The organism is Kitasatospora sp. NPDC052868, assembly GCF_044547105.1.
Lineage (GTDB): Bacteria > Actinomycetota > Actinomycetes > Streptomycetales > Streptomycetaceae > Kitasatospora.
Map to the genome: position 1 here is coordinate 1 of NZ_JBITZW010000043.1, position 18,216 is coordinate 18,216.

General features: G+C 72.1%; 17 protein-coding genes. 4 read left to right on the forward strand and 13 right to left on the reverse strand.

The annotated features are described in order from the left end of the window. Positions 1-257: 257 nt before the first annotated feature. The 3 genes from ACIGZJ_RS36190 to ACIGZJ_RS36200 all read right to left on the reverse strand — a co-directional run bounded on the left by ACIGZJ_RS36190 (position 258) and on the right by ACIGZJ_RS36200 (position 3,344). Positions 258-1,607, reverse strand: coding sequence for an MFS transporter (locus tag ACIGZJ_RS36190; protein WP_396461277.1), 1,350 nt, complete (start codon positions 1,605-1,607; stop codon positions 258-260). Between the two features lie 4 nt (positions 1,608-1,611). Continuing rightward, complete coding sequence (locus tag ACIGZJ_RS36195) at positions 1,612-2,412, reverse strand: GntR family transcriptional regulator (RefSeq protein ID WP_396461278.1); 801 nt, start codon at positions 2,410-2,412, stop codon at positions 1,612-1,614. 152 nt (positions 2,413-2,564) lie between these two features. After that, positions 2,565-3,344, reverse strand: a complete 780-nt coding sequence (locus ACIGZJ_RS36200) for a hypothetical protein (protein WP_396461279.1) — start codon at positions 3,342-3,344, stop codon at positions 2,565-2,567. A 251-nt stretch (positions 3,345-3,595) separates the two neighbouring features. Between ACIGZJ_RS36200 and ACIGZJ_RS36205 the strand changes: the two genes are divergently transcribed. After that, positions 3,596-6,385 (forward strand): ATP-binding protein, encoded by a 2,790-nt coding sequence (locus tag ACIGZJ_RS36205; RefSeq protein WP_396461280.1) that lies wholly within the window; start codon positions 3,596-3,598, stop codon positions 6,383-6,385. An 88-nt stretch (positions 6,386-6,473) separates the two neighbouring features. Here ACIGZJ_RS36205 and ACIGZJ_RS36210 read toward each other — a convergent pair whose 3' ends face one another. Genes ACIGZJ_RS36210 through ACIGZJ_RS36220 form a run of 3 tightly spaced genes read right to left on the reverse strand, consistent with a single transcriptional unit; the run spans position 6,474 to position 7,233 of the window. Then, on the reverse strand, positions 6,474-6,665 hold the full coding sequence (locus ACIGZJ_RS36210; RefSeq protein WP_396461281.1) for a hypothetical protein: 192 nt from the start codon (positions 6,663-6,665) through the stop codon (positions 6,474-6,476). Between the two features lie 11 nt (positions 6,666-6,676). After that, entirely contained in the window at positions 6,677-6,844 is a 168-nt protein-coding gene (locus ACIGZJ_RS36215; protein ID WP_396461282.1) for a Scr1 family TA system antitoxin-like transcriptional regulator, read from the reverse strand. Then, entirely contained in the window at positions 6,772-7,233 is a 462-nt protein-coding gene (locus ACIGZJ_RS36220; RefSeq protein ID WP_396461305.1) for a DUF5753 domain-containing protein, read from the reverse strand. The genes ACIGZJ_RS36215 and ACIGZJ_RS36220 overlap by 73 nt, the downstream gene beginning before the upstream one ends. Here ACIGZJ_RS36220 and ACIGZJ_RS36225 point away from each other — a divergent pair. Further along, entirely contained in the window at positions 7,171-7,554 is a 384-nt protein-coding gene (locus ACIGZJ_RS36225) for an ATP-binding protein (RefSeq protein ID WP_396461283.1), read from the forward strand. The genes ACIGZJ_RS36220 and ACIGZJ_RS36225 overlap by 63 nt on opposite strands. An 80-nt stretch (positions 7,555-7,634) precedes the next feature. Here ACIGZJ_RS36225 and ACIGZJ_RS36230 read toward each other — a convergent pair whose 3' ends face one another. From ACIGZJ_RS36230 to ACIGZJ_RS36245, 4 genes are all read right to left on the reverse strand, one after another. Further along, the gene (locus ACIGZJ_RS36230; RefSeq protein ID WP_396461284.1) at positions 7,635-9,014 is read right to left on the reverse strand and encodes an MFS transporter; all 1,380 of its coding nucleotides are present in this window, start codon (positions 9,012-9,014) and stop codon (positions 7,635-7,637) included. Then, positions 9,011-9,814, reverse strand: coding sequence for a glycerophosphodiester phosphodiesterase (locus ACIGZJ_RS36235; RefSeq protein WP_396461285.1), 804 nt, complete (start codon positions 9,812-9,814; stop codon positions 9,011-9,013). The genes ACIGZJ_RS36230 and ACIGZJ_RS36235 overlap by 4 nt, the downstream gene beginning before the upstream one ends. 249 nt (positions 9,815-10,063) lie before the next feature. Continuing rightward, positions 10,064-10,906: a response regulator gene (locus tag ACIGZJ_RS36240; protein ID WP_396461286.1), complete on the reverse strand. Its 843-nt coding sequence runs from the start codon at positions 10,904-10,906 to the stop codon at positions 10,064-10,066. Beyond that, positions 10,903-12,093 (reverse strand): sensor histidine kinase, encoded by a 1,191-nt coding sequence (locus ACIGZJ_RS36245; RefSeq protein ID WP_396461287.1) that lies wholly within the window; start codon positions 12,091-12,093, stop codon positions 10,903-10,905. Before ACIGZJ_RS36245 ends, ACIGZJ_RS36240 begins: the two co-directional genes overlap by 4 nt. Positions 12,094-12,493: 400 nt before the next feature. Between ACIGZJ_RS36245 and ACIGZJ_RS36250 the strand changes: the two genes are divergently transcribed. Together ACIGZJ_RS36250 and ACIGZJ_RS36255 are read left to right on the forward strand one after the other, a co-directional pair. After that, complete coding sequence (locus ACIGZJ_RS36250; RefSeq protein WP_396461288.1) at positions 12,494-13,849, forward strand: tannase/feruloyl esterase family alpha/beta hydrolase; 1,356 nt, start codon at positions 12,494-12,496, stop codon at positions 13,847-13,849. Positions 13,850-14,212: 363 nt separating this feature from the next. Then, complete coding sequence (locus ACIGZJ_RS36255) at positions 14,213-15,202, forward strand: phospholipase (protein WP_396461289.1); 990 nt, start codon at positions 14,213-14,215, stop codon at positions 15,200-15,202. A 69-nt stretch (positions 15,203-15,271) separates the two neighbouring features. On the opposite strand, the gene ACIGZJ_RS36260 is transcribed toward ACIGZJ_RS36255, so the two are convergent. The 3 genes from ACIGZJ_RS36260 to ACIGZJ_RS36270 form a co-directional block, all read right to left on the reverse strand. After that, the gene (locus tag ACIGZJ_RS36260) at positions 15,272-16,183 is read right to left on the reverse strand and encodes a squalene/phytoene synthase family protein (protein ID WP_396461290.1); all 912 of its coding nucleotides are present in this window, start codon (positions 16,181-16,183) and stop codon (positions 15,272-15,274) included. Positions 16,184-16,326: 143 nt separating this feature from the next. Next, positions 16,327-17,541, reverse strand: coding sequence for an MFS transporter (locus ACIGZJ_RS36265; protein WP_396461291.1), 1,215 nt, complete (start codon positions 17,539-17,541; stop codon positions 16,327-16,329). 174 nt (positions 17,542-17,715) lie between these two features. Continuing rightward, a complete protein-coding gene (locus ACIGZJ_RS36270; RefSeq protein WP_392937689.1) occupies positions 17,716-18,027 on the reverse strand; it encodes an ArsR/SmtB family transcription factor in 312 nt (103 codons plus the stop codon). Between the last annotated feature and the right edge of the window lie 189 nt (positions 18,028-18,216).

Genomic DNA, 18,216 nt, shown 5'->3' on the forward strand with positions numbered 1-18,216 from the left:
TGGGGCTCCTACCACCCCTCCACGGGCGACGCGACGAACACCTTCACCAGCCCGATCATGGCGACCACCCTGGAGGCGGCCACCGCCGGCTCGTAAGGGCCCGGTGGCCCGGCCGAGCCGCCCCGGCCGGGTCCACCTGACCTTACGCACACCGGCTGTACGTCGGCCGGGTCCGGCCGGGCACCTGCGCGAGAAAGGCGCGGCGTTGCGCGACGCGGCCCGGCGGCGGCCCGAGGGTACGCGGTGTCGCAGCAGCATCAGACGTCGGCGGTGCTACCCGGGAACCGTCCGGAGCCCATGACATCGCCTCCCGGAGCCAGGCGGCCGCGCTCACCGGGGAGCAGACCGGAGCGTACGAGTTCGCGATCTCCTACCGCCGGCGGTTCGCGCATGCCTCGAAGCGGTGAGGCGAAGTTCGGGAGGAAGCTCAGCGTCATACCGGTTGCGCCGATCCACAGGGTGGCCGGTGCGCCGAGTGCAGCGCCTGCGGCTCCGCCCAGGACTGCACCCAGTGGAAGGCCGCAGCACGACACGAACCGGGTGGTCGCGCTCATCCGGCCCAGGAACCGGTCCGGCGTGAGGGCCTGTTGGATGCTCGACTGGGCAACGACACGGACGACCCCGCCCAGCGAGAGGGCTGCGAGCCCGGCCGCTGCCACGTAGACGGTGCAGCCGGGTCGGGCCAACGGCATCAATGCCGTCAGCGGACAGGTGACGAGGGGCATGAGCCAGATGATCGGACCGTGCCCGAGCCGCTTGGACAGTCGGCTCGCCGACAGCGCGCCTGCCAGGGCGCCGAAGCCCATACCCGAGAACACGAGGCCGATGCCGGAGGAGTCGAGGCCCATTTCCTGCCGCAGGAAGACCAGCAACATGGTCTGGTACATGGCCAGGAAGAGATTGAAGACCGCGTCTCCCAGCACGGTCGCGCGGAGAACGGGATGTGTGAGAACGAAGCGCAAGCCCGCTCCGATGTCACGGAGCAACCGAGGTCGCTCACCGGGTTCCGGCTTCGGTTCGCGCCTTCGGATGCCGATCGCCAGCAGGCCGGACGCCGCCATACCGATCGAGCTCGCCAAGAGCGTGGCAGGAGCGCCCACCCAACCGACCAGCGGACCGGCCACCGCCGGACCGCTGATGCTGGTGACCGAGCGCACCGCCGACAGCTTCGAGTTTCCTTCGACAAGACTGCCGCGCCCCACGAGGTGCGGGAGACAGCTGACGTACGCGACGTCGAAGAAGGCGGTCAGTGCACCGTGAAGCAGGGCGATCGCGAAGAGCCACCCCGTGGTGAGAAGACCGGCCCACCACGCCACCGGTATCGTCGCGAGGGCCAGTGACCTCACAAGGTCGGTGCTGATCATGACCGACCGCTTCCGCATGCGGTCCACCCACGCGCCTGCCGGCAGTCCGGCCAGGAGCGAGCCCGCTGTGGTCATCGCAGTCAGCAGCCCGACCTGGAACTCGTCGGCATCCAGGGCCACGATGGCAACCAGTGGCAGCGCCAGGAAGATGATGCGATCGCCCAGCTGGCCGAGTGCGGTGGCGGCGAACAGGCGCCGGAAGTCGGGGTCGCGCAGGAGCCCGGGACGGAGGGGCAAGGACATTCGGTCACCCACCGTCGGTGGCGAAGCGGCCCATCGGGCCCATCAGTGAGGGGTGGTCGACCCCGAACTCGTAGACCACTTCGCGGCGCCCGTCGGGAATGACGATGTCGGCGGTCTCCACGGGGCGTCCGCCGGTGTCGTAGATGGTCCGCTCGATTCGGAGTACCAGGTCCCCGGTGCTGATTCCCAGAAGGTTCGCCTGTTCCCGGGTGGCGTGAGCCGGGCGTGGCCGCTCGACCACGGTCCGGACCACGACGCCGAGGGAGCGCATGCGCTCGACCACCCCCTTGCCCGCGAGCGGTCCCGTCTCGGGGAGAAGGATCGGCGTTCCGCCCGTGATGGCCATCGGCTCCCAGGATTCGGAGAGTTGGACGGGTTGCCCGTCGGCGAGGAACTCGTAGTGCGTGGTGACGCAGGGATCCCCCGGGTCGACGCCGAGCCGCTCGGCGATCGCCTCAGTGGCGGGAACGCGCACCTGGCTGTGCGCGTCCCAGGCGTTGGCGCTGCCTCGCTCCTCCGGCCGGAGGCGGGCGGGGGAGCCGGTTCGGTGTTCGCGATGCCTGGAGCGGACCATCTGAAGGCGTTCGAGTGGGACACGGACGTAGGTGCCCGAGCCCGCGCGTCCTTCCAGGAGGCCCTCGACGATCAGACATTCCACCGCTCGCTGCGAGACGTTGCGTCCGACCCCGTACTCCTCGGCGAGCCGCACCCGCGACGGCAGCCTCTCGCCGACCTCCCACTCTCCCGCGAGAATTCGTGCACGCAGTGCGTCGCTCACGGCAAGATACGGCGCCTCTCGGGGCAAGGTGTTCCTCCGGTTGCTCTGCTGCGCGGCAGCTGACGACTCCAGGCGGTACCGGCAAGCTATTCCATCGGGCGCGAGCTACTGGAGTAGCGCTGCGCTCGGTGTTCGTGCGGTGGGAGGCCGGGTGCGGAGTGGGAGCACCCGGGCCCGGTCTACCGCCGCGCGGAGCGCCGCCGGCGCAGCGGGAGCCGGGCACGCCGCCAGGACCGCCGCCAGGACCGCCGGCCGGGGCGCCGGAACCCGTGGTCGTTCCGGAGGAACTGCATGGCCACCACCGCGCCGAACAGCCAGAACAGCGCCGAGAATGCCAACCTCGGCCACGAGGCTCCGCCCGCGACGATCCCGGTCACCGGCCAGAGCGTCCACAGCCCGAACCACACCCAGGCGAAGGCGCGCGTGCCCAGCGTGCCGAAGAACGCGTGGGCGCTCCCGCCGCCCAGCGCGGACCACAGCACCACGCCCAGGCCGATCCAGACGACGAGCAGGTCCCACATCAGCGCGTTGGTGGACGACGGCGTCATGGTGTCCCGCTTGCCGTCGACCGTGACGCCCACGACCTCCCCGTACCAGGTCTCCAGTTCCGCACCGGCCCCACGTTCCGCTCCGCCGAACAGTGCCCCGCCGACCTCGATCGTCTCTACCGCCCCCGAGGCCCGACGGACCGACAGCTGGTAGACGGTCTCGGTGGTCGTGGACGACGTGTCGGTGGTGCCGGTTGTCTTGCTGCGCGTGGAGGTGTCCTTGTCGACGACCTGGCCGGTCTCGTGCCCGATACAGTCCTGCTGCCCACCCGCCGGGCTGCCGCTCGGGCACGGTTTCGCGTGTCGGAACTGCACCGAGTTCCGGTAGGGCTCTCCCGCCAGGTCGACTCCCGCCCAGATGGCCGCCAGGCCGAGCAGCGCCGCACAACAGCGGACGATGATCCGAATCATCCCGGTTCCTCCTGCCTCCCCGCTCAGTTTCGCGGGAGGCCAGGGGTCGAGCAATGTATTTGCGCCGAGCAACACAGGTGCGCGGATTGGGAATTGAAGGTCGACTGCGTCGACCTCCGCGCGAAGGAGGGAAGTTGAAGCACCCTTGGTCTCCGACCGGCCTGATTGTCAAGTCCGCACCGGAACCGTCCGTTCAGCAGTAGCCTCGGCTTCGGTAACGACGGGCGTGGAACAGCGAATCGGAGGCGGCGGTGGCCGAAGGGGAGCCCGAGGCCGGGGGTGACGGCGGGGCCGGCGAGGACGGCTGTCCGCTGCACGAGCGCGAGGCCGAGATCCGGTCGGCCTCGCGTGCGGTCGGGGCGCTCACCAGGCCCGCCGGCACCGGGACCGGTGAGCTGCTGGTGTACACCGGCGCGGCCGGGCTGGGCAAGACCGCGGTACTGACCGAGGTGCGGCGGGAGGCGCAACGCGCGGGCTGCACGGTGCTGTTCGCCCGGGGCGGGGAACGGCAGCGCCACGAGCCGTTCCGCGTGGTGCGCCGACTGCTCCAGCCGGTGCTGGCGGCCCTGTCCGACGAGGATCGGGCGCAGGTGTTCGGGCCCTGGGAGGACATCGTCGGTCCGGCGGTGGGGCTGCTGCCGCCCGGAGGACAGCTCGACCCGCAGGGCGTACGGGACGGGCTGGACTTCGTGCTCACCCGCCTCGTACAGCGGCGCTCACCGGTCGCCGTGATCGTCGACGACCTGCACTGGGCCGATCCGGAGTCGCTCGGCTGGCTGGCGGGGTTCGCGCTGCGCGCACCGGAGTTGCCGGCCCTGCTGGTGCTCGCCTGCCGCGACGAGTTCCCCGACGACGCCCTGACGCTGCAGCGCGGACTTCTCGGCCGGGCCGACCGGCGGCACGAACTGCGCCCGCTCCAGCCGGCGTCGGTCGCGCACCTGGTGCGGGCCGCCCTGGGGGCGCAGGCGGAGGACGCGTTCTGCCGCCACGTCTGGGCGGTCACCGCCGGCAACCCCTACGAGACCACCGCCCTGCTGCGCGAGGTGCTCGACCAGCGGCTCGACCCGGTCGAGGAGAGCACCGGACAGCTGCGCGAACTCGCCGCCGGTGCACGGGGGATGACACCCCGGCACTGGCTGGAGAAGCTCGGCCCGACCGCGCTGCGATTCGCCTGGGCCGCGTCCATGCTGGGCACCGACATCCGCCCGGAACTCGCCGCCGTCATCTGCGCCCAGGGCCCGGAGACCGCCGCCCAGTCGATCCGGGAGCTGCGCCGGCACGGTGTGCTGACCGGCGCGCCCGGGGGCCGACTGGAGTTCCTCCACCCGCTGATCGCCACCTCGGTCTACCAGTCGATGCCGGCGGCCACCCGGACCGGGATGCACGGGGTCGCCGCCGTCGAGACCGAGAACGCCGGCCTCGGCCTGCTGGTGGCATCCCGGCACCTGCTGGAGACCCTGCCCGACGGGGACCGCGCGATCGTCGGCAAGCTGCGCCGGGCCGCCCGCGAGCACTTGGCGATCGGTGCGCCCGAGGCGGCCCAGCGCTGCCTGCGCCGAGCCATCAGCGAACCGCCCGCAGACCGGGACCGGGCCGCGGTGCTCTACGAACTCGGCTGCTCGGCGCTGCTCACCGACCCGGCGACCACGGTCAACCAGCTGCGGCTGGCGCTCGCCGACCCCTACGGGCTGGGCCCCGAGCTCAGGGTGGACGCGACCTTCCGGCTCGCCCAGGCCCTCGCACACAGCAACCGGCTCGGCGAGGCCGCCGCGGTGTGCGCCGAGGAGGCCGCCCGCACCCCGCCGGGCCCGGGCCGCCTGCGCCTGGAGGTCGCCCACTTCATGTTCGCCGCGTTCCAGTTCGAGGACGAGGACGGCCCGGGCCGCTCCCGGCGGCTCGCGGAGTTCGACCGGATGCTCGAAACGGTCGGCCTGGCCTTCACCGACGCCGATTCCGACACCGACACCGGCACGGGCACCGGCGCGGCCGGCGGGCCGAGCCCGGACGGGGCCATGTTCGAACAGAACGGCCTGGTCCACGCGGTGGCCGTGCTGCGCTGCTGGGACCTCACGCTGCGCGGCGTGGACCGGAAGGAGGCGATCGCCCTGGCCGAGTCCGCGCTGCCGGACGGCCGACTGCCCCGCAGCCTCGGCTGGACCAACACCACCTGGGGTTTCGAGCTGCCCGGGATCCTCGGCATCAGCTACCTCTACGCCGACCGGGTCGACCGGGCGGAGCAGCTGTTCACCGAGGCGGTTCGCGCGTACGAGGTCGCCGGGTGGAGCGGCGGCCACCTCGGGTTCGCCTACCTGCTGACCGGCATGCTCCGGTTCCGCTGCGGGGCCCTGGCGGAGGCGGAGGACTACCTGCGCCGCGCTCTGCGGATCGCCGAACGGATAGGGCCGGGCGTCCCGCTGCACTGGGACGCGGTCGGGGCGTTGGCCGAGACCCTGGCCGCGCGCGGCCGGCTCGCCGAGGCCCTGGAGCTCGCGCAGACCCACGCCTTCGGCCCGCCGTACCCGACGGTGATGGTGCTGCCCGACGCCCCCACGCTGTACGGCCGCCTCCTGCTGGCCCGGGGCGACGCGCCCGGCGCGGCCGCGACGCTGACCGCCGCCGGCGCGGCCCTGGACGCGCGCGGGTGGCGCAACACGGTGTGGGCGCCGTGGCTCGGGCACCTGGCGCGCGCGGTCGCCCCCGACGAGCCGGACCGGGCCCGCGACCTCGCCGGGGAGGCCGTCCGCCGGGCCCGGGAGTCCGGGACGGACTCGGCCGTCGGCAGCGCTCTGCGGCTCTGCGCGGCGGTCCACGACCGGCCGCGCGCGGCCGGGCTGCTCGCGGAGGTCGTCCGGCACCTGGAGCGGTCACCCGCCCGCTACGAGCACGCGCTCGCCCTGGTCGACCTGGGTGAGGCGCTGGGCACCGGTCCGGCCGCCCGTACCGCCCTGGCCCGGGGACTGGAGCTGGCCGCGCACTGCGGAGCCGACGGCCTGGCCGCCCGGGCCGGAGACCTCCTGCGGACGGCGGGTGCGGCGGGCTGAGGCGGTGACGACCGCATCCGGGTGAGCTGAACCCGTGTTCGGAGTGCCGGGCCGCCGGCGCCGCAGTGGCGGCGGCGGCCCTGAGCAGCTAGAGCAGGTGGTCGGCCTTGCCCGCCTTGATGTCCAGGATGAGGGTGCGCAGGGCAGCCCTGGAGTCGGTGATGGCCCGGTCCTCCTGGCCCTTGACGGCGATGTAGGCGTTGTCGTCGGCGTCGGTGCCTAGGCGGAAGCATGAGTTACCCTCGCCGCAGAAGGGGTCTTCCCAGATGATGGCGGGCATCGAACGTCTCCTTACAGTTGGTTGGCGATCTCGCGGATGAAGTCACGGGATCCTTGCGGGGTCAGCGCCAGATCTTCCAACCGATCAAGCTGGGCGCGGTATTTCGTCAGCTGGCCTTCTGCCTCCAGGAACTCGGGGCCGTGTGCCCTGTCCACCTGAACCGTGTCGAGCTGCGGCACCGGCCCCTCCGCGTAGAGAACGTGTGCCCGGCGCCCGGAAAGGCCCCGTGCTCGAACGGAACGACGCGAAGCGTGACGTTGTCCCGTTCGGATGCGTCGAGCAGGTAGTCCAGTTGGGCGTGCATGCCCTTGCGGCCGTCGAACTGCATCCGTAGAGCCGCTTCGTGCACAACGGCGACATAGCTGGGCGGGTCGTCACCGGTGAGCACTTGCCGGCGTTCCGTCCGATGAGCGAGTCGCAGGCCGACCTCATGCTCGGGCAGCGGCGGGAACACTGCCCGGAATACGGCGAGAGCGTGGTCCGAGGTCTGCAACAGCCCTGGAACGTGGACGGTGTCGGTGGTGCGGAGTCGCTTCGCGCGTGCTTCGAGCTCGGCGATGTCCAGCAGCCCCTGGGCAAGACCGCTGCGATACCGCTCCCACCAGCCCTTGTCCCCGGGCTGTGCATGGTCACCAATGCGATCCGCCACGGTGCCCGTGCCGGCGAGGACGAGCTGATCGAGCTCGTCCTCTGGATCGCCGACGGCCACTGCTGGCTGGCCGTCTCCGACCCGGGGGCCGGCCGACCCGTGCTCGTCGAACCGCACCCGCAGGAATGCGAAGGGCGGGGCCTGCTGCTGGTCGATGCGCTCTGCGACATCTGGGCCGTCGTGCCCCGCCGGACCTGCGGCAAGTCCGTGGTCGCGGGGGTCGGACTCCGCGTGGCCTGACGGTACGTCAACAACAAGCGGCTGCACCGCCGGAGGGGACGGTGCAGCCGCTCGTGGTGCTTGCTGTCGGGCGAAGGGCGCTACAGCCGCTCGGGGACGGGGTTGCCGACGGCCTCGATGGCACGGCGCAGCGGTACCTTCGTCAGCAGGGCGAAGCCGATCACGAAGAACACCAGCAGGGAGATGATCGCCGAGCGGTAGCTGCCGGTGATCTGGTAGGCGAGGCCGAAGACCAGCGGGCCCATCCAGCTGGTGCCGCGGTCGCTGACCTTGTAGAGGCTGAAGTACTCGGCCTCCCGGCCGGCCGGGATGAGGTGGGAGAACAGCGAGCGGGAGAGTGCCTGGCTGCCGCCCAGCACCAGGCCGATCATGCAGGCCAGGGCGAAGAACCAGGCGGGCTGGTGGGCGGGCATCAGGTACCCGAGGGCGAGGGTGAGCACCCAGCCGACCAGCGAGCCGAGGACGGTCCGCTTGGCGCCGTAGCGGCGGGCGATCCGGCCGAGGAGCAGTGCGCCGCCGATCGCGACGATCTGGACCAGCAGCACGGCGGCGACCAGCGAGGTCTGGTCCATGCCGAGCTCCTCGCTGCCGTAGAGCGAGGCCTGGGAGACGACGGTCTGGATGCCGTCGTTGTAGCAGAGGAAGGCGCCCAGGTAGAGCAGCGTGAGCGGGTACTTGCGCATGCCGCGCAGGGTGCGGGCGAGTTCGCGCAGGCTGCCGGTGGCGGCCCGCCCGTCGCCGGTCGCCGCGCGCTCGGGGGCGGCCCCGGCCCGGGAGGGCAGCCGCAGCATCGGGACGATGGTGAACAGCGCCCACCACAGGCCGGCCGAGGCCAGGCAGATGCGGACGGCGGTGCCGGAGGACAGGCCGAGTGCGTCGTGGCCCTCGAACAGCGCCAGGTTGGCTATCAGCAGCAGGCCGCCGCCCGCGTACCCGTACGCCCAGCCCTTGGAGGAGACGGCGTCGCGCTCGTCGGGGGCGGCCAGGGCCGGAAGGTAGGCGTAGGAGAGCGCGACCGACACCGCGTACGCGATGTTGGCGACCACCAGCAGCGCGCCGCCGAGCAGGTAGCGGTTGCCGCCGAGGAGGAACATCCCCATCGTGGCGATCGCGCCGACGTAGGCGAAGCCGCACATCAGCTCCTTGTGCCGCCCGGTGCGGTCGGCGACCGTCCCGGTCAGCAGCATCACCGCGACCGAGAGCAGCACGGAGAAGGAGACCGTGTACGGGAAGAACGACCCCGCGCGGATCGTGAGGCCGAGCGGGTGCACGTCGCCGGCCGCGTCGGCGGCGTTCTTGGCCACCGAGGTCAGGTACGGGCCGAGGAACACCGTCAGGACGGTCGCCGAGAAGGCGGCGTTGGCCCAGTCGTTGATGTACCAGCCGAACTGCATCCGGCGCAGGGCGTGGCCGTCGGTGGCGGTCGCCGGGTGGTCCGGCAGGTGGGCCGTGGTGGTCATGGGGCTCCTGTCACCGTGGGGGAGCCGGTGCTGCCGTCGGTCCAGCAGCCGCGCTCGCCGAGGACGTCCCGCAGGACGTCGATGCGATCGGCCATGATGCCATCCACACCGAGGTCGAGGAGAGCCCTGATCCGTGTGGGATCGTCCACAGTCCAGACGTGCACCTGCAGGCCGAGGCGGTGGGCGGTGCGGACGAAGGCCTGGTCGACGACCCGCAGGCCGCGGTGGGTCTGCGGCACCTGCGCGCACACCCCGGCGAACGGCGCGCCCCGTCCTCGCAGCAGCGGCCCGGCCAGCGAGCGCAGCCGTAGCCGGGCCACCTCGCGCGGGCCCAGTGAGGTGGCCAGCCGGGGGCCGGCGGCGGCGCGGACGGCTGCGAGGCGGCTGTCGGAGAAGCCGCCGACGCAGACCCGGTCCCAGGCGTTCGTCCGGCGGACCGCCTCGATCAGCGGCCCGATGGCCGGGGCGGCCTTGACGTCGACGTTGAAGCGGGCCTCGGGGAAGGCGCCGAGCAGGTCCTCCAGCAGCGGCACCGGCTCGGTTCCACCGATCCGGGCCTGGCTGACGGCACCCCAGGGCAGGTCGGCCACCGCCCCGGTGCGGTCGGTGACCCGGTCGAGACGGGAGTCGTGGAAGGCCACCAGCACGCCGTCGCTGGTGGCGTGCACATCCGTCTCCAGGTAGCGGTACCCGAGGGCCACGGCGGCCTCGAAGGCGGCGAGCGAGTTCTCGGGGTGGCCGAGGTCGCCGCCCCGGTGCGCGAAGGCCAGCGGCCCCGGCTGGTCGAGGAAGGGGTGCATGTGGTGCTCCGAGCTGCTGGGACAGGGACCCGTCGGGCCCGCGAGGCGCTGCCCTCCGACAACGCCCGGGTGATGCGCGTTACAGTATTACGCACGCTGTCAAGGGGTAACGCGGGTGGCGGGCGATTCCTCTCTCCGCAGGTCGCATGGCCGGCCGGCGGCTTTGTCGCTTCGTGGCTTCGTCGCTTCGCTGCTTTGTCGCTTGGTCGTTTTCGCGGTCGGGGACGTTCGCCGGGGCGGCGGCCCGGTTCAGAGCAGCCCGTGGTCGCGGGCGTACAGCGCGGCCTGCACGCGGTCGCGCAGGTTGAGGCGGCCGAGGATGCGGGAGATGTGGTTCTTGACGGTGCCCTCGCTGAGGTAGAGCCGGGACGCGATCTCCCGGTTGGTCGAACCGCCCGCGATCAGCCGGAGCACGTCCATCTCGCGTCCGGTCAGGGCGTCGGCAAGGCCGGGCGGGCGCTGATCCGGTCTGCTCGGCGCCGTCGGGGCGGGGGTGCGCGGGTTGGGCGCGTCCGGGCCGGGGATGTTCGACTCTGGGGCCGTCGGGCCTGGGCCGGCCGGGTCGGGGGACGCCAGCGCGGCGGCGAGGCGGGCCATCACCGAGGCGTCGAGCTGGGCGACGCCGGCGTGCACGAGGCGTACGGAGCGGGCGAGTTCGGCCGAGGGCAGGTTCTTGAGCAGGTAGCCGACGGCCCCGGCCCGGAGCGCCCGGGCGACGTAGTCCTGGTCGTCGAAGGTGGTCAGCATGACGACCCGGCAGGACGGCACCCGGGTGGCGAGCGCCGCCGTGGTCTCGATGCCGTCCATGCCGGGCATCCGGACGTCCACCAGGGCCACGTCCGGCCGGTGGGTGACGGCGGCATCGACCGCCTGGCGGCCGTCGGAGGCCGTTCCCACGACGGTGACGCCCGGTTGGATGCTTAGCAGGGAGGCGATCCCCTCCCGGACCAGTTCCTGGTCGTCGACGACCAGGACGCGTACGGGCGCCGGCGTGCCGGTGCCGTCCGGCGGCGCTTCTGTCGCTGCGCCCGTCGCTGCGTCGGTCGCTGCGTCCGTCGGTGTGCTCGTGGAGGCGCTCGTCGGTGCGTTCATCGGGGGCTCCCCGCGAGCGCCGGGCTGCGCGGGACCGTCACGGTGACGACGGCTCCGGTGGCCGGGCGGGTGGCCGGGCGGTCCTCGATGTCGACGCGCCCGCCGAGGAGTTCGACCCGCTCCCGCATGCCGCGGATCCCGAAGCCGGTGCCGTTCGGGCGGGCGGCCGGGGTGGTGTCGAACCCCCGTCCGTTGTCGGTGACGACCAGTCGGGCCGCGGACACGCCGTATGCCGCCGTGACCTCGATACGGGTGGCCCGACCGTGGCGGTGGGCGTTGGTGAGCGCCTCCTGGGCGGCGCGGTAGAGGGCTGTGAGCGAGGCGGCATCGTAGCCGCTCTCGTCCCCGGAGATGTCGAGGGTCACGGTCAGCCGGTCGTCCTCCAGGTGGCGGACCAGGTCGGCGAGCGCGCGGGTGAGCGAGAACGGACGAGCGCCGCGTAGGGCGCTCACCGACTCGCGGACCTCGGTGAGCGCACGCCCGGCGGACCAGCGCGCGTCGGACACCGCCTTGGCGGCGGCCAGCGGGTCGCGTTCGCGGAACGCCTCGGCCTTCTCCAACTGGATCGCGATGGCGGTGAGATGGTGGCCGAGGCTGTCGTGGATCTCCCGGGCGACCCGGTTGCGCTCGCCCGCCGTGGACAGCTCGGCCACCCGCAACGCGTAGTCGGACAGCTGCTCGTGGGACTGCTCCAGCTCGGCGAGGATGCCTTCGAGGCGAGTCCGGCCGTGCTGCTCCCGCACGGCGACGGTGGCCATCGACAGCGCCAGTGCCAGGGCCAGCGCGAACATCAGCAGGTCGGACACGTACGCGGCCTGCACCCACCAGCGGGGCACCCACACCGCGTAGCCGCCGACCAGCAGCGCGACACATCCCGCTCCGGCGAGGAGTCCGGCCCGCCGGCCGAAGGCCAGACAGGCCGTGAACGGCACCAGTACGAACAGGGCCCGTGAAAGACCGGAGCCGTCCAGCACGGCGACCGCCGAGAACAACACGACCCGGGCGGCGAGCAGGGCGGCCGCCGGGCCCGCCGGGGTGCCCCGGGCGAAGCGGCGGCGCTCGACCAGTTCGAGCAGGAGGAGCAGCGCCAGCCCCGCCGCGAAACCGGCCGTCTGTGCCCAGTGCACCGGGCGGTCCGACACGGCGGCTTGGTAGCTGCCGCCGGCCAGGACCGCCGTGTACAGCACGGGCGGGATCCACGGTACGGCGGCCGGTGGCGAGGCCGTCCGCCGTCCTCTCCAGCGGCCCTTGCCGGGACGGTCGCCGTCCCCGAATTGCGCGCCCCTGACGAGGCCCTGCCGACCCTGCATCAACCAAGCCTCCTTCGGCTCTCCCGGGTGGCCGTCCGCCGTGATCGTGCGGCGGCAACCGGCTGTTCACCAGGAACGATACGCGGGATCGGCCGTCCGTCGAGGGTCTCGTTCAAGGTCTGGCCAAAGGTCATGTGTCGATCGGCAGGGGGGCCGCGGCGGGGGTGCCAGAGGGTGCCGCAGGACTGGCCGTTCGGCACTCCCGGGAACGCGGAGGCGCGGCCTACGTTCGTCCTGTTCCGATCACCCACTGCTCAGTCCAAGGAGCGTTCACCCCATGTCACGACGTTGGCGATCACTGGTGGCCCTGGTACCGGCCCTGTTGACGGTCGGTCTCCTCCCCGCCGCCGGCGCGAGTGCCGTCGGCCCGGCGTGCGAGGGCCAGCGGCTGCGCGTCCCCGGCGCGGAGCGCCTGATCACCCACTGCCTGGCCGACCTGACCACGGCCGGCCTCCCGCTCGACCTCACCAGTGAGGAGGACTACGCACAGCTCCAGGCGAAGTACACCGTCAACCCCTCGCACATCCCGGGCATCCAGCTCGACGGCTACTTCCCGGACACCTCCGCCACCAACGCCCACCACGGCTGGAACCACGACAGCCAGTTCGTGATCCGGCTGCCCGAGCACTGGAACGGCGGCCTGGTCGTCGCCGGCCCACCTGGCACCCGGCGGCAGTACGCCAACGACCAGATCATCAGCGACCAGGTACTGGCGAGGGGCTTCGCCTACGCCGCCACCGACAAGGGCAACACCGGCCCCGAGCTGTACAAGGACGGTGACCAGCCGGGCGACGCGATCATGGAGTGGCACATGCGGGTCGCCCAACTGACCGTCGCCGCCAAGCAGGTGGCCGCCAAGCACTACGGAAAGGCGCCGACCCGGACGTACTCGGCCGGGCTCTCCGCGGCCGGATACCTGGTGCGCTGGCAGCTCGAACACTTCCCGCAGCTGTACACCGGCGGCATCGACTGGAACGGCCTGCTGCTCACCCCGGACGCACCCAACCTGCTGACCAACCTGCCCCCCGCCCTTCGCGTCTACCCCCGCTACGCCCACGGCGAGCCCGGCGCGGCCGAGGCCATGTACGCCGAGGGGTACCCGAAGGGCTCCGAGGACCTGTGGAGGTCGCACTACTACGGCCTGTGGGACTCCTTGCAGCGCACCATCCGCGAGGAGCTCGACCCCGGGTACGACGGCGCCACCCAGGGCGGGACGCCGTTCTGCCACGAAGGGACGGGTGCCGGCTGCGACACCGACTACGACTACGCCTCCCGGCCCGCGGCCGTCCACGACGCGGTCAAGCGGGTCTCGCTGACGGGCCGTATATCCCGGCCCCTGATCACCCTCCAGGGCACCTTCGACGTCCTGCTGCCGATCACCCGGACCGGGGACGTCTACGACCGGATGGTCACCGACGCCGGCCGCGGTGACCTGCACAAGTACTACCGGATCGAGAAGGGCACCCATACCGACGGCTTCTACGACCCCACCAAGGACGTGGTCCGGCCGATGCAGTCCTGCTTCACGGCGGCCTTCGACGACCTGGACGCCTGGACCCAGAAGGGCGTCACCCCGCCGCCCAGCCACACCGTGCCCGGGCCTGCCGACAGCACCGCCGAGTGCACGCTCTGACCCGGCGGTCGCCCGACACGCCCCGGTGTGTCCGATCCTGTCGAGCAGACTCCACCCCGCCGGGGTGAGCCGCCAGGGCATCGGACCACCGGCCCGATGACGGCGGTCGCCGGCTCCCCCCGGCGGGAGCCGGCGACCGCCCGCAGCACACCCGGCAGGCTGGTGCCTCCGGTACGCCCGCTGTGCGCGGACCGACCGTCGCCGGCGCAGCGTTGGCAGGTCGCCGGCGGCCCGGCCGAGGCCGTCTGTACCCGTGGTTCGTGCCCATCTATCGTATGTCGACAGACGGTTGGTCGGACCAACCATCCACCTCGGGGGCCGCCCTCAGCCCTCGGGGACGCCGACCAGAAGGAGCGCTCTTCCTTGACCACCCACCTCAGGTGCGGAGTCGGCTCGCGGAGCCTACCGGCGCTGATGGCGGCACTGTGCGGGATCATCTGCGTCACCGCGCTCGGTACGCCCTCGGCCGCGGCCGCCGACCAGCGTCACCCGATCTACGCCATCGCGCACCGCGTCGATACCCTGGACGGTGTAGACGCCGCGCTCGACCACGGCGCCAACGGCATCGAGATCGACGTCTGCGCCTGGTGGAATCCGAACGAATGGCGCGCCTACCACGACTGTTCCTCGGCTGGTGACTCCCGGCTGGGCCCCAGCTTCGACAGCATGATCGACCGCATCGTCTCCAACGCCCAGGCGGGCCGGCGACTCGCTTTGGTCTGGCTGGACATCAAGGACCCGAACTACTGCGGAGAAGAGCCGAACCGGGGCTGCAGCGTCGCCGGACTGCGTGACAAGGCGCAGCGGTTGACGGCCGCTGGCATCCAGGTGCTCTACGGCTTCTACGAGTACCACGGTGGCAGCACCCCGGACGTCGGCGGCCGGGGCTGGAAGAGCTTGGAGGGAAAGCTCGGCGGTCTGGAGGGCATCACGACGACCGGGACTCGCGACCAGGTCCGAAGCGCCTACAGCCGGTCCGGTTCCGCCATACCGGCCGGCCGTCGGGCGATGGACTACGGCGACAGCAACATCGCCAACGGGTTCGGCAACTGCACCGAGGCCACCTACAACACCTGCGCGGAGCTGAAGAGGGGCGCCGCCGACCGTGCCGCAGGGCAGCTCGCGGCCACCCTGTCGTGGACGACCACCTACAACGACCCGTGGTACGTGGACAAACTGCTGGGCGACGCGCAGGTCGACGGCATCATCGCCGGCTACGGCAGCTTCACCGGGGTGCGCGAGTACGACAGGAGCTGGCAGTGCGCCAACGCCGTCAACCTCGTCCGGGACTGGGTGGCCCGGCACGGCTCCACCTATCGGATGGCCGTCAGCGGCGACCGCCTGTTCAGGTAGCGGGACGGCCCGGGCTGAGGCCGTCCCCCGCCTCCCGCCCGGGTCGCATTCGGTGCCCGGGCATGCCGCTCAGCGGCTCACGCGAAGCGCGCGGAGGTACTCGTGGCCGAGCAGGCGAAGGGCGGAGAGCTTTCCCGGGCCGGCCGAGCGGTGCAGCAGCGCGGGGGTGTCGGCGCGCGCGGCGGCACTGGTCGCCTCGTCCAGACCGATCATGCAGCGGACCATCGGCCGGTGGGCGGGCGGGACGAGGCCGACCACGGCGCGGCCCTCGGCGAGGGTGCGGTCGACCTGGTCCAGTTGGTCGAGGATCAGTGCCCGGACGGCCGGGAGGTCGCGGGCCTGTTCCAGGTCGGTGCGGGTGACTCCGTGTCGGCCGAGGGTCTGCTCGGGGATGGTCAGACGGCCGTCGGCCAGGTCCTCGGCGAGGTCGCTGACGAAGTCCAGCCGCTGGCTGGCGTCGATGAAGGTGCGGCAGGCGGCGCGGTAGAGCGTCTGGTCGCCGTCCGGGCCGAGCAGGGTGGCGACGACCATGAACGCGGGCAGCGAGTATGCGTCCACGTAGTGCTGGTAGTCCGCCTCGGTGGCGAACCCGGCGAAGTCGAGGTCGGCGGCGGCCCCGGCGAGGTGCTCCAGCGCCCGGTCGCGCAGGGCCGGGTACACGGCGACGGTGTTCAGCAGCGGGCGCAGCTCGGGGTTGTCGGTCCCACCGGTTCCGAGGCCGTCGGCGACCTCCTGCTCCCAGCGCGCGTACGCCGCCTTCCGCTCGTCGATCGGGCCGCTGTCGAGCAGGCTGTCGGTGCGGTGCATGTACGCGGTGGCCGCGATCACGTGCGGCAGCAGCCGGGCCGGCAGGAGGAGTTGTGCGGCCAGCACGGCCTCCCGCTTGTACTGCGTCACCTGCCGGCGCTGTCGGCTGTAGTCGTCGCGCAGTCCGGGGTGGTCGATCCCGGCCGCGTCCAGCGCGCTCTCCCAGCTGCCCACTCGTGTTCGCCCTCTCCCTGGTCGGTGTCCCCCGAGCGTAGACGGCCGTCGGCCTCGTCCGAGCAGGAGGCCGAGCAGGAGGCCGAGGAGAAGCCGTGCAGGGGGCTTTCCAGGTGAAGGCCCCACCGGTGGCGCCGCCGCCCTCAGCGGGCGACGGGTTCGGGGTGACCGGTCGCGGCGGCGGTGGCCGCCCCCGGCCGACTGGTCGGGGTGCCGGGCCCGAGGCGACGCCGGAGCAGGACGGCGGCCAGCGCGACGAGGGCGAACGCCGTCCCGGCCCAGGGCAGCCGGTGCGTGCCGAGCGAGGACACCACGAGCCCGCCCACCCCGCTGCCGAGGGTGATGCCGAGGTTGGAGAAGGAGATGAAGAGGCTGTTGCCGAACTCGGGGGCGTCCTGGGCGTCCTGGGCCAGCCAGTGCTGGCTGACGACGAGCCCGCCCGAGTGCACCGCCCCCCAGAGCAGGACCACGAGGGCCATCGGGACGGTCCACGGCCCGACGGCGTAGACCGCGGCGTAGACGATCACGTAGAGGACGGGGAAGGCGGTCACCGTGCGCACCGGGTCGCGTTCCAGCATCCGGCCGAACAGGAGGTTCCCGGCGACCATCACGACCCCGAAGGCCATCAGCGCCGCGCCGACCTGGGAGCCGCTCAGCCGGGTGACCTGCTCCAGGTACTCGGCGAAGTACCCGTAGACCGAGAACATCGCCGCGAACACGGCCACCACGGCCAGCACCGCAAGCCAGAGCCGGGGGCGCCGCAGGATGGTCAACTGGACCCCGTAGGAGAGGCGTTGTTCGGAGGGCATCGAGGGGAAGAGGGTCAGGACGCCGAGCAGGGCGAGCAGGTTGACGCCCGCACCGAACCAGAACGCGGCGGCGAGGCCCAGGTGCTCGGCGAGGTAGGAGGTGAGGGGTACACCGAAGGCGAAGCCGACCGTGACGCCGGCGAAGACGGTCGTCGCGGCCCGGGTGGCCTTCTGCGCCGGGACGAGCCGGGCGGCGGCGGTGAGTGCGACCGAGAAGAACACCGGGTGGAACACCGCGGGGACGATCCGGAAGGCGAACATCACCTCGAACCGGTCGGTCAGCGCGTAGACGGCGTTGGAGACGGCGAACACGCCGAGCGCGGTCGCCAGGACGGTCTTGCGGGGGACGCGGGAGGCCAGCAGGGTCGTGAACGGTCCGGTGGCGGCGACCACGAGCGCGAAGACGCCGACCAGCCATCCGGCCGTGGCCGGTGCGATGCCCAACTCCTCGGATATCCGGGGGAGGACGCCGACGACGCCCATCTCCGTGGTGATGATCCCGAACACCCCCAGAGCGAGGGTCAGGACGACGAGACCGGTCTTTCGCATGGCAGCCTTCCGCGCTCGAATCCGGGGACGGCGCACGGCCTCGCGCGTCCTCTCAGATCGAACGACAAATCTAGATAGTTAGATGGGTCATCTCGGAAAAATGGAACGGGAACGCCAGGGGGCGGCGCGGCGCGGGGAGACGTCCGGCCGGAGCCGGGTCGGGGCGAGGAGGGGTCAGAGCACGTCGCGGACGTAGGCGGCGAACGCGGCGATCGTCTCCTCGTTGCGGCGGTAGAAGGTCCACTTGCCGATGCGCTCCGATTCGAGCAGCCCGGCGTCCCGCAGGATCTGCAGATAGCCGGAGACCACCGACTGGGCCAGTCCGGAGCGCTCGCGGATGTCCGTCACGCAGACGCCGATGTGGAACCCCACGCCGCGCTCACGGTAGTAGTCCTCGTCGAAGTAGCGTTCGGGCGTCTTCAGCCAGTGCAGGAACTCCGCGCGCGCCGGGTTGGCGAGCGCCTTGTGAACCGCCAGCGGATCCACTGCCCCACACTCCTTCCGCACGATGGCCCTGCAATGACATATCCAATATTCTCGATACGAAGAATCGTGTCAAGTGTGGGTGCGGCCGGGGTCGGAGCGGCGGGGGTGGTCCGCCGGAGCCCCCGCCCTGCCGGAGCCCCTGCCCTGCCGGAGCCCCTGCCATGGCCCCGCCACCTCGGACCCTCGGAG